General features: G+C 27.9%; 13 protein-coding genes. 9 read left to right on the top strand and 4 right to left on the bottom strand.

From position 1 onward, the window contains the following. Positions 1-93: 93 nt before the first annotated feature. From ACKTTQ_RS13610 to ACKTTQ_RS13600, 3 genes are all read right to left on the bottom strand, one after another. On the bottom strand, positions 94-675 hold the full coding sequence (locus ACKTTQ_RS13610; RefSeq protein WP_147239400.1) for a hypothetical protein: 582 nt from the start codon (positions 673-675) through the stop codon (positions 94-96). A gap of 184 nt (positions 676-859) precedes the next feature. Next, complete coding sequence (locus tag ACKTTQ_RS13605) at positions 860-1,600, bottom strand: hypothetical protein (RefSeq protein WP_113785516.1); 741 nt, start codon at positions 1,598-1,600, stop codon at positions 860-862. Between the two features lie 636 nt (positions 1,601-2,236). Continuing rightward, positions 2,237-2,965, bottom strand: coding sequence for a hypothetical protein (locus tag ACKTTQ_RS13600; protein WP_408049513.1), 729 nt, complete (start codon positions 2,963-2,965; stop codon positions 2,237-2,239). 432 nt (positions 2,966-3,397) lie between these two features. Here ACKTTQ_RS13600 and ACKTTQ_RS13595 point away from each other — a divergent pair, with 432 nt between their 5' ends. From ACKTTQ_RS13595 to ACKTTQ_RS13585, 3 genes are read left to right on the top strand one after another with little or no spacing between them, the layout of a single operon-like run. Then, entirely contained in the window at positions 3,398-3,580 is a 183-nt protein-coding gene (locus ACKTTQ_RS13595; RefSeq protein WP_408049512.1) for a hypothetical protein, read from the top strand. Beyond that, the gene (locus tag ACKTTQ_RS13590; protein ID WP_408049511.1) at positions 3,537-4,268 is read left to right on the top strand and encodes a hypothetical protein; all 732 of its coding nucleotides are present in this window, start codon (positions 3,537-3,539) and stop codon (positions 4,266-4,268) included. Before ACKTTQ_RS13595 ends, ACKTTQ_RS13590 begins: the two co-directional genes overlap by 44 nt. Then, complete coding sequence (locus ACKTTQ_RS13585; RefSeq protein WP_408049510.1) at positions 4,261-4,443, top strand: hypothetical protein; 183 nt, start codon at positions 4,261-4,263, stop codon at positions 4,441-4,443. The genes ACKTTQ_RS13590 and ACKTTQ_RS13585 overlap by 8 nt, the downstream gene beginning before the upstream one ends. On the opposite strand, the gene ACKTTQ_RS13580 is transcribed toward ACKTTQ_RS13585, so the two are convergent. Next, entirely contained in the window at positions 4,444-4,782 is a 339-nt protein-coding gene (locus ACKTTQ_RS13580) for a helix-turn-helix domain-containing protein (RefSeq protein ID WP_408049509.1), read from the bottom strand. 471 nt (positions 4,783-5,253) lie between these two features. On the opposite strand from ACKTTQ_RS13580, the gene ACKTTQ_RS13575 reads away from it, so the two are divergent. The 6 genes from ACKTTQ_RS13575 to ACKTTQ_RS13550 all read left to right on the top strand — a co-directional run bounded on the left by ACKTTQ_RS13575 (position 5,254) and on the right by ACKTTQ_RS13550 (position 11,126). Then, positions 5,254-8,124 (top strand): hypothetical protein, encoded by a 2,871-nt coding sequence (locus tag ACKTTQ_RS13575; RefSeq protein WP_408049508.1) that lies wholly within the window; start codon positions 5,254-5,256, stop codon positions 8,122-8,124. Beyond that, a complete protein-coding gene (locus ACKTTQ_RS13570; RefSeq protein WP_408049507.1) occupies positions 8,108-8,326 on the top strand; it encodes a hypothetical protein in 219 nt (72 codons plus the stop codon). Before ACKTTQ_RS13575 ends, ACKTTQ_RS13570 begins: the two co-directional genes overlap by 17 nt. 286 nt (positions 8,327-8,612) lie before the next feature. After that, entirely contained in the window at positions 8,613-8,777 is a 165-nt protein-coding gene (locus ACKTTQ_RS13565; RefSeq protein WP_408049506.1) for a hypothetical protein, read from the top strand. Between the two features lie 368 nt (positions 8,778-9,145). Beyond that, positions 9,146-10,162 carry a hypothetical protein gene (locus ACKTTQ_RS13560; protein ID WP_408049505.1) on the top strand — a complete coding sequence of 339 codons (1,017 nt, stop codon included), beginning with the start codon at positions 9,146-9,148 and terminating at the stop codon, positions 10,160-10,162. Positions 10,163-10,273: 111 nt separating this feature from the next. Continuing rightward, entirely contained in the window at positions 10,274-10,900 is a 627-nt protein-coding gene (locus ACKTTQ_RS13555; RefSeq protein WP_408049504.1) for a hypothetical protein, read from the top strand. A gap of 37 nt (positions 10,901-10,937) precedes the next feature. Further along, positions 10,938-11,126 carry a hypothetical protein gene (locus ACKTTQ_RS13550; protein WP_408049503.1) on the top strand — a complete coding sequence of 63 codons (189 nt, stop codon included), beginning with the start codon at positions 10,938-10,940 and terminating at the stop codon, positions 11,124-11,126. Positions 11,127-11,155: the final 29 nt, after the last annotated feature.

The raw sequence follows: 11,155 nt of genomic DNA, 5'->3' as shown, positions 1-11,155 counted from the left end.
TTGCAAAATCAGGATTAATATACGATGAGACTTACAGAAATACTTTGGTTAAAAATTAAACAAAAATTAGTTGTTTTTTACCACAGTTCTTTGTTACCCAACGTTTTTTATTCCACGTTTTTCTAATTCAGACTCAAATTCAAGCCTTTTCTTTTTCGTAAATCTCCGACCTTTATTAAATCTCGCATTTTTTTCTTCTTTAAGTAATTCCGCAATTACATATTCAATTTCAGCATTACTTAATTCATTAGGCTCTTTAAAATGTAAATTTACCCCAAATTCGGACGTTTCGTATTTTTCGTTTTCTATTTCATTAATTCGACCAATTGGAATTTCAATATCAACTTCAGTCAATTCGAAGTCGGTTTTTGGCAATTCCGTTTTGTCAATAATTTTCAAATACTCACTCAAAATTCGTTTTTCCACAAATACTTTTCCTCCACCAAATTTATGTCGGTCAGATAAATCCTTTTTAACTCCAGAAATCCAATATTCATTTCCAGATTCTATGTCCATAAAATTTCCTTGAATTCTTACACTTCCCATTCTCTGAAATGCTTTACCATCAAAATAAATTGTCTTTCCGCTTTTTGAGAATGAAACAAGTCCAATCCATGCTGGACCATTTCCGGAAAATCCACTTTTCAGTTCTAAATATTTAATTTCAGTTCGCATTTTTTTTAATGTTGGGTAACGTGTTATATAGAGAACAAAGTTCTCGTTTATTGGGTTATAGTTCCGGATAAAAGGAACTTTAGGTAAATATATAAAGAATCATTAAAATTTCTTTTTGGGAATATAAAACTCCTCAACTTATAATAAATCAATGAGTTTGTTAGTTAGCTTTGTATGTTAAAGATTACTTGCTGTTAACTTCGTTTTTGTTGTCTTTATTTTTATTAAATTGATTACTGTTTAGCTCATTGCTAATTTCCTGTTTTACTTTACTGTAGGCTAAAAGTTGTGGAGTAATAATTGTTTCATCGTCATAAATATGAGATTTTATGGTTGCTACTGCCTGTAATGCTGTTGCAATTGATGAAGGTGATAAATCAGAAGTTGTAGGAATTAAATCATTAATTTTTTTAGAGCCAATTCCACTAACACGTACTTCTAAAGATCCTTTTATCTTTTCAATATTTGCTACTAAACCAAATGGACTAGATAGGTTTACTTTTCCTTTTAAAGCTTTAAATTTAGCAACCATTCTAACGCTAACCCCAACCAAAAAAGAATGGTAATTTTCTCCATTATTTTTTACTGTTTGAGTTTGTGAAAAATCATAGATAACTTGGTAGTTTTCACCTTTTACAGAAACACCAGCACCAACAATGGTTAGCTCACCTTCTCCTTTTACACTATATACTGTTACATTCGAAACAAGGTTAGTAAAAGAATCTAAAAGAGAATAGTCGTGACGTAAACTATCTACTTGTTGTAGACTTATTGTTTTAGTACTTGGGTCTACATGGTATATTTTACCATACCAATGCTCGGGTACAGCTAATGCAATGTAATCTGAGGTGAAATTTTGACTGAATAATAAGTTGGGTAATAAGTTTAATACGATAATTAAAGTAGGGAGTTTAAATAATTTCATGTTGTTTTTTTAGGATATTTTGTTTTCAATTTTCGATAAATATACAAAATGTAGAGTGCTATTAATGATTTTGTTAGGTTAAAAAAATAAGAACAATTTTTTAATGTAAAGAAAACAAATATTGAGTAATAAGGAGACTAGTGAGAGGTAGTTATTGATGTAAACTACTGATGGTTTACTAAGGAGAGTTATTAACTGATTTTATTAGTTTTTCAGTATTGTTATAAGCTGGGTGTGTGAAAAATATAACTTGTGAAAATTAAAAACCCTTAACTATTAGTTAGTTAAGGGTTTTGTTGTGACCTCGACAGGATTATTTTCAACTTGTTAATTCCTTGTTAGTTAGTGTTTTAGTTTTTTTAATGGGGAAATGTTGGGGTAGTGTTTAATAATAACCTTGATTTCCTCATTTATTTAAACTTTATATTTTATTACATAATAATATAAGTTTACATCTCAAAGATAATGTTTTTATTTATTTTATTCTCAATGTACTCATTTACTTATAATAAGAATAAATGTAATATTAATAGTATAAAAACAAAGAGTACAATTTAGAGAACAATATTGAGTACATTTCTTATGAGAACAAAATTGTGGTCTTTAAAAATCATATAATATATGACCGATATCCTCTTAATTTTTTCCTCTTATTGGTTTATTTGAGTTTTCTTTTTCAAGTTCTTTACTGATTTCTTTATTAACTTTACTATAAGCTAAAAGTTGAGGAGTAATTATCGTTTCATTATCATAAATATGTGATTTTATTGTTGCTACTGCTTGAAGTGCTGTTGCTATAGATGATGGAGATAGATCAGAAGTAGTTGGTATTATATCATTGATTTTTTTTGAACCAATTCCACTTACACGTACTTCTAAAGAACCTTTTATTTTCTCAATATTTGCTGAAAGACTAAATGGACTTGATAAATTTATTTTTCCTTTTAAAGCTTGAAATTTAGCTACCATTCTAACGCTAACTCCAACCAAAAATGAACTATAATTTTGTCCTCCATTATTTTTTACAGTCTGAGTTTGTGAAAAATCATAGATAACCTGGTAGTTTTCTCCTTTAACAGAGACTCCAGCACCAACAATACTTAGCTCACCTTCTCCTTTTACATTATAAATAGTTACGTTAGAAACTAGATTATTAAAAGAATCTAAAAGTGTTTTATCGTGACGTAAAGTATCTACCTTTTGTACACTTACTGTTTTAGTGATTGGATTTACATGATATATTTTGCCATACCAATGTTCAGGAACAGCTAATGCGATATAATCTGAAGAGAAATCTTGGCTAAATAATAGGCAAGGAGATAAAATTAATGCAATTATTAAAATTTGTAGTTTGAATGATTTCATTTTTTTTGTGTTTTTTTAATTTTTGTACTTTTTGTTCTCACCTTGAATAATTATTCATAAACATCAATATTTTCAATTCTTATGCATGAGTACAGAAATGAGAACACTTTTTTAAAAGAACAAATTATATGTTCTAAAATAGAAGTTCTAAGGAAAAACCCCTATTTTAAAACTAATGGTAAACCCTTATGAACTTAAGGGTTTACCATTAGTTTTTATACAGGAAAAACCCTTAGTTTATTTTACTAAAAATATGGTTATGTTTGCTTAAAATAAGATGTATTTTGACTAAAAAACATTAAATTTGTTAGGCTATATTATATTGCTGTAGCTTAAAAATTGTTTAAAAAAATAGTACAACTTAAAACGGTGTCTTCTGACTTTTAAAATTTAGGTAGTAATTTTACTTTATAATTTAAATTTAAAAGTAAAATGAAAAAAGTTGTATTTGCAATTGCATTAGTTTTAGGAGCATTATCTTTTAATAGTTGTACAGATAATTCCTTAGAAGAATTAGAAAATGAAAGAAATAATACCCAACTCATCGACAAAGAAACAACAGTCAACCCAAATGGTGGTGGACAAGGAGGAGATGACGATAACGAGGAAGGCTAGACAAATAATACCATATATAATAGCGGTAATTTGTTCTACCGCTTTTTTTGCTTTTGAATATTCACCAGATGTTACCGAGTCTTATAAGTTTGCCAAACAAAATCATTTAGAAAAGAAAAAAGCTAGAACAATTGCTTTAAAAGCGTTAAAAGAATATGGTAAAGGTTCTGTTGAGTATGATAATTATCTAAAAGAAAAAATTGCAACAGATAAAGCCTGGAAAGAACTTTTAAAAGTTAAAGAAAATGATAGGGTTTTTGGATTTACCAATTTGCAACAATTTTTAGCTGAATTTGGTTGGGTTTTAGGAGTTTTCATTTATTCTTTATTTAATCTTTTGAGAAGTTTTTTGGCTAGAAGTAGAGATTTTGGTAGCATAATGCTGCATTCTACATTAATTATCATAGCTTGTTTTTATCTTTTTTGGATTTTTCAACCTTTCCAAGATTTATCTAAGTTTAGTTATTATTTAGTTTCAATACTAACTGGAATTTTAATTTCTTTTTCTGTTTATTTCATGTCTCTATATCGTTTTACAGATGTTGGTAGGCTTCAAAACACTATTAAGAATCTATTTTCATTTATGTTTATAGAAATTGAAGAGCGAGAGTTTATTAAACAAGATAAGAAAGAAGAATTTAAAGAGAAAAGGTTAGAATTGGCAAAAAATGCTTTAGACAATGAGTAAAGAAAATTACATAGAAAAGATAAAAAGTTCAAGTCTTTTTTCTGATGATGTGAAAGTAACATTGAAAAAAGAATTAGAGAAAGAAGCTGAAAAGAATGAAGAAGAATTGAAAGAGCATTTTAAAGGTTTGTCTATTCTTCAAGTTGAATGTATATATTCTAAATATACTTTATAATTAATTCTGATTTTTTTTTATTGATATAGCCCATTCTCCAGCCTTGGCTTTGAAATTTGCATTAAATAAATCGTCCTCAATCATATAATCCCAGTTCTTAGTAATAAAACTAGAAATTAATCTTCTATCAATTTGTTTTAGGTCAAAATTATCATTGTTTTCAATAAATATATCTGAAAATGTTACATTATAATGTAATGATATTTGTTTTAACTTCTCATTTGGTATTGTTACACTTCCCTTTTCATAATTCTGTATTGTTCTTAGACTAACCTTTAATATGTCAGCTAATTCAGACTGTGTTTCACCCTTGTTTTTTCTTAATTCTTTAAGTCTCATCCAAAAAAAATATTAAATAACACGAAATAATATTGCGTATATGAAATATTATTGCGTATTTTGTGTTGTAACAACAAACAAATATAGCTAAATAAAGTTAGAAAATATTGCATTGTAGGGCTTAAATAGAGTGCAAAAAATATAGTTAGTAGAGGTTAGTTTTTCATTCCTAGCAATCCAATTAGTAGTAAGTATTAAGCCCTTTTTATTTATACGTTGGATTGCTTTTTTTTTATAAAGTTCATATACATATTGGCAGAAAATGAAAGTTAAACTTTGATAGTTTCCTTTTTCATATTGTGAATAAACTAAAACATTTTCTTTTCTGCCATTAATTATAAAACGCAAAAAACGCAATTGCGTTTTTTGAATTACTTAAAAATTCATAAAACATACGTTATGATGGTAAAAAAGGGCAAAATATCAAATAATAGTAACCAACAGCTTTTTAGCTTGTAAATCAATATTTATATGAACAATTATAGGTTTAATAAGGTAGATTTATATAAGGCTACAAATGGAGGTTTAGAAATTATTCATAAATACATTCCAGAAAGTGAAGGTTGCGAAGTATCTACAAAACATAAATTTAAGTCAAGTTTAATACGGGAGGAGAAAAGCGCAAGTTCTGTTTTATTTAATACTGGCAATAATTGGGTGGTAAAAGACTTTGGTGGGGAAAGTTATGATCCAATAAGCTTAGTAATGAAAATAACAGGCTTGCCTTTTTATGATGCTATAAAAAGATTGTATTCTGAATTTAATACTGCAGCTAATGAAGTTGTTTATTCTGCAAATACTGACTTCAAAGAAAATAAAGAAAACCTACCTAAAAACTATTTTAAAATTGTAACCAAAGAGCTTAAAAATACAAGTAGTTTTGGTCGTTTTGTTACTCCTGAAATAGCTTCATTATATAACGTTTTTGAAATTGATTATTACCAGAAAGTAACAACAAAAGAAGGCAAGTTAATGACAGTTAAGTCAACAGAAAACTATCCTATATTTTGTTATTCAAATGATATTGAAAAATGGGCTAAAACATACAAGCCATTAGAGTATAAAAAGCAAAACAAAGAAGGTAAAACGGTTAATTTTAAACACGGGTATTTAGGTAGTAAAGATGATGAATATATACTTGGATTAGATCGTATATTAAATGAAGTAGAAGAAGATCAAATAATAAAATTACATGAGCTTCTTTATAAAGCAGAAAACAAGACTGAACGTGAGGCTTTACAAAAAGAACTTGAAGAGCTACAGGTTAAAAATATAATTATATGCTCAGGAGGTTCAGATGGTTTAAATGTGGCTTCTTTATCTAACGAATTTTATCCAATATGGTTAAATAGTGAAGGAGCGCAATTAAGCTATAACCAATACCAACGTATAAATAAACTATGCAAAAACTTTTACAATTTACCTGATGTTGATTCAGCTGGTAAAAAGTATGCACATAAATTATCTAATAAATACTGGAACTTAAAAACTATATGGTTGCCAGTTTCAAAATTAGGAGAAAAAGGAAAAGATTTCAGAGATTGGTTAAAATACTATTCTAAGGCAGATAAAGAGGCTATTGTAAGGCAATTTAAAAACTTATTAAAAGTAGCTTTAAAGTGTAACTTCTTTGATAAGAATGATCAGAATAGACCAAAAATTAATCTCGCGAATTTTCATTATTTTTTAAATACAAATAATTATTATTCATACAAGTCAAACATATCTTTTCAAGAAAAAACAAATGAAGATACTTCGTATTTAGTAAAGTTAGATGGCTATAAAGTATCGGTTCCAGAAGCTTCAGAAATTAGATCATTTTGTATTGACTATATAAAAGAAAAAGGTGTTGATTTAGAAAAAATAAACCTAATAAAAAGATCTCGCTCTTTTACTCCCAATGAATTAAAAACTATTGATAGAATTGCGTTAGATTTTTCTAGTTATACTGAAAAATCACAGCTCTTTTATTTTAACAATGGTATTGTAAATGTATCTGCTAATACAATTGCGTTTTCAACGCAAAACGCAAATAACAATCATGTATGGTCTCATAAAATAGTTCAAAACAATTTTACTAAAAAGGATTCATTTTTTGAATACTATAAAGATGCAAACGGAAATGATAGAGTAAAGATACTTAACACTTCATGTGATTACATGGCGTATTTAATTAATGGAAGCCGTGTTTTTTGGCGCAAAGAAATAGAAGAAGCTTTTAATACTAAAGAGGACCAGGAGAACTATAGAAAAGCAAATCCATTTACACTTAACGGTAGCAGTTTAACCGAAGAAGAGCAAATAACACAGGAGAAGCATTTTTTAAATAAATGCTTTGCTATTGGCTATCTCTTACATAAATACAAACGTGAAGATTTTGCAAAGTTCATTTATATAATGGATGATACAGTGAAAATTAGTGATGATGATGCTAATGGAGGAACTGGAAAAAGTTTAATGGTTAGAGGTCTAAAAGAAGTATCTAACATTTTTACTATAGATGGAAAAAACAAATCATTAGATAAAGACAATCACTTATTAGGAGGTTTACAATCGGAACATGATTTAATTTCTATTGAAGATGGAGCAAAAAGTTTAGGCTTTGATTTTTTCTACAATAAAGTAACTGGTGAAATTGATGTGAACCCTAAGAACAGACAAGGGTTTACAATATCTTATAAAGATGCTCCAAAGTTTGTAGGTACTTTTAATTATGGCTTAAATAAAAATAGAGGTTCTGATTTAAGGCGTTTATTTTTTGTTTCTTTTGGTGATTACTACCATTCTTTAACCGATAAATTTAAGCAAGAACGAAAAGTTTCTGATGATTTTGGGTACTCACTTTTTCAAGATTGGAATTCTGATAAATGGAACAACTTTTACAATTTCTTAATCCAATGCTGTCAACTGTATTTATCAAATATTCATAATGAGTTTAAAGCCCCTATGGATAATATTACTAGAAACAATTTAAAAGCGCAAATAGGAGATAATTGCATAGAGTGGGCTGAAGATTATTTCTCTGAAGAAGATAGTTTTAATAAGAACATAAGAAAACAAGAATTATATGATGCTTATAAAGAAAGTGTAGGTAATAAATCTGCTTTAGGTATTGGGAAATTTAAAAAGGCAATGGATAAGTACTGTAAGCTTAACGGATATGTATTTAACCCGAAAGAATATAGAAACTCACAAGGTAGAATAATGGTAAATGTAAGTATTCCTGGTACTCAAAAGAGAACTAAGAAAGAATGCTTTTACATACGTCGTGATTTTGAAGAAACGCAAAAAACGCAAGAAAACGCAATTTCTAATATTGATACAGATGGAGTTGAATTTTAATGCTATGCGTTGGTGTTGGAATAATGGGGTTAAAATATTCCCTCATCCTCTAATGAGTGATGGATCAATATTAAAAATAGTTGTGAGTAAAAATGGTGATGAAATTATTGGAACCAAAAAGTATAATGAAAAAGAAGTGTACAAGAAAATAGATGAATTATACACGGTTTTTTACAAAAAGAATAATGAGTCAACGAAATAGATTAAAGCGAAAAATTAACCGATTAATAAAGCAAAAACAATCTTTATTAAAGGTTGTTCAAAAGGTAGAAAGCAGAAACGATTTACTAAACATATATAATGATCAAATTAATAAATATAAGCAGATTCTTCAAAAGGTGTAAACATAAAAATACATCATTGATTGTAATTGATGCTTTTGATATTTATGAGAAAACAGCATTGTATTGTTCTGATTGTAAAAACAAAGTTCACAAAACTGTTTCAAAATACTAAATACTCGGATAGGGTTTAAATGATACATAATTATGAGGTACAATGAGCAAAATGAGCTAAGAATAAAATTAATAAAAGATGATCATTATATAGAAGATTCTGTTTTGTGGTACATCTTCCCATTTGAAGAAAATTATTATTTAGGGTTGTCTATTCATCAAAGAATTAATCATAAGCAATCATTATTTATAGAATAGTAAAAAAGAAAAGAAGTAGCCCCCCGTGGAATACCTCTTTTCTTCTAACTAACCAAACTATTTACTAAAAATGAAAAATCAAATTTTAAACTATACAGTAAATATACTTTAAGATTAAAGTAAATAATTTGAGTATTTGATGAAAGGAAAATTAGTGTCGATGAGTGGTAAACTATGTAGATGTGAAATAATAAAAAGTAAAGAGAAATAAATAACTGTAGGTTATTCGATACCTAAAAAACGGAAAAGTTCTTTGACATAATTGTGGTAAGTAAATTTTTAATTGATGAGAAATCAATTAAATTTGTAATAAAAATAATTGGAATATTTGTAATGTTACATATACTCGATTGTTAACTACAATTACTTTGGACATAGAAAAATTTAATAGAAAAATCCCGAAATTTAAAAAACTCGGTAAAATAAAAGAGTGCTTTCACTCCAATCATCAAGAATGTAATGGGAAAATTAAACAAGCACACAGTATTCAAAGAAATGGAAAAATATCATTAATTGAATCTGAGGTTAATGGAAATTTATCAGTTTATACATTTACAAATTTTAAATCTAGTGAAAAATCAGTAATTGAAACTTTAGTTCCACTTGGAAAAAAAGTTGCTTCTACTTTTTATGGATTTTGTGATTTCCATGATTCATCTTTATTTTCTGATATTGAAAACTTTGAAACTGATATAGACAAAGAGAAACACTTGTTCTTGCATACATACAGATCTTTTGCACATTCATATCATAAGAAAAAAGAAGAATTAAATCTTTGGAGCGAAGAATTCGAGAAGTCTGAATTTAATTCGAAAAGTGGATTCAGCCAATTTATGAGGTCAAAAATGGAACATGATTGCAAAATTGCTTTAGAAGAGCTGAATTCTAAAAAGCAAATTCTTGATGATATTTTGGAGTCTAAAACTTATTCTAAATTAGAATATCTTGTTTATCAAAAAGAGGGTTTATACCCATTTGCTGTTTCTTCTCAAATGAGCCCTAAAGTAACTTACAAAGGAAGTCCAATGAATAACCACGAGGATGCAAATATTCCTTATGAAAACCCTATAATAACATTACTTCCTGATATAAAACATACAACGGCTATAATTGGAATATTTCCTTTAGAAAAAAAATCATCAAAGCTTTTAAATGAATTAGAAAACTTAAATGATCTAAAACTAGAAAGAGCAATTACTTCTTTAATAATAGCAAATTGTGAAAACACTTTTTTTTCACCATTATTTTGGGAGAAATTAAATAAAAAGAGTCAACGAAAACTTATTGATGAATTTATAGATAACACTTCAACTAGTAAATATTTAAACAAATGGTTTAATAGTAGTTTTAATTTCTTTGATGATAAATATGAAATAGAAATATAGTTAAAGAGTTTTTTTACTAGTATGTTATGGAGTTAAGCTTACCACAAACACCTTTTTAAGGTGTTTTTTTATGCCAAAAATTTAAGTAAATAATTAGTAAAACAAAAAAAGATGAAAATAGCACAAGAAACCAACGGTAACATTGTAATTTCAGATGAGATAGGAGTACAAAGTATTTTACCATTTGCCTTTATTCACAGGCATCCAAGAAATGAAAATGCAATTTTAATAAACGACACACTTAATTACAAAAGTGACAAAGAAGGAATCTCTGTTTTAGCCAGTAGAATTACCCATATAAACGATACTAAATTTAGAGGTAGTGTATCAGATGTCTTATTAAAAGTTAAGGATACTATTACGATAAGCGGAAAAGTAGAAAGCACACCAAAAGTTACCGATCCAAAAGAGAGTGATCCCTATTGGAAAGTATTCAACGATGCAAACACCTATGAAAAGCTTTTAAATTTTGTTCAGTTAAAAGACAGTGATGGAGGAGGGGAGCTAAAAGATGCAAACGGAAAACTTCAAAGAATAGAATACTACTGTCAGTTTACGGCCTTTTTTATACGCGTAACCCTTTCATATTATTACCTGTCTACAGATCCCACTAAAATATCTCATATTTTAATGTCAGGAAATACTACAAATGTACCGCACCCATTAAAAGCATATCATTACGACGCAAATAACGCAATAACGCATACCTATGAGCTTTTTTCATGGCAAAGAGCCTAATTCCCTATTAAATTAAACACCCTATTTCAAATATTTTATGGAGGCTATAACAAGCAAAAAGAAATTAATAGGAAAGCACACATTTATACCAATAAATGAGGCTAGGGTAACTATTAATGAGATAATTTCAAAACAAAGAGGTATTCCTTTAGAAGTGGCTAGATATAAAAAGTTATTGAGGCCCTCAGAGGTACGCGCATTTTTTAAATTATATGATTTAATTTAATAGATACCTTACTAAAAGGTGGGTTAACT

It is taken from the genome of Tenacibaculum halocynthiae, assembly GCF_964512825.1.
Taxonomy (GTDB): Bacteria; Bacteroidota; Bacteroidia; order Flavobacteriales; family Flavobacteriaceae; genus Polaribacter; species Polaribacter halocynthiae.
The sequence above is the reverse complement of the archived record's forward strand: the minus strand, read 5'-3'. Positions and strand labels throughout refer to the sequence as shown.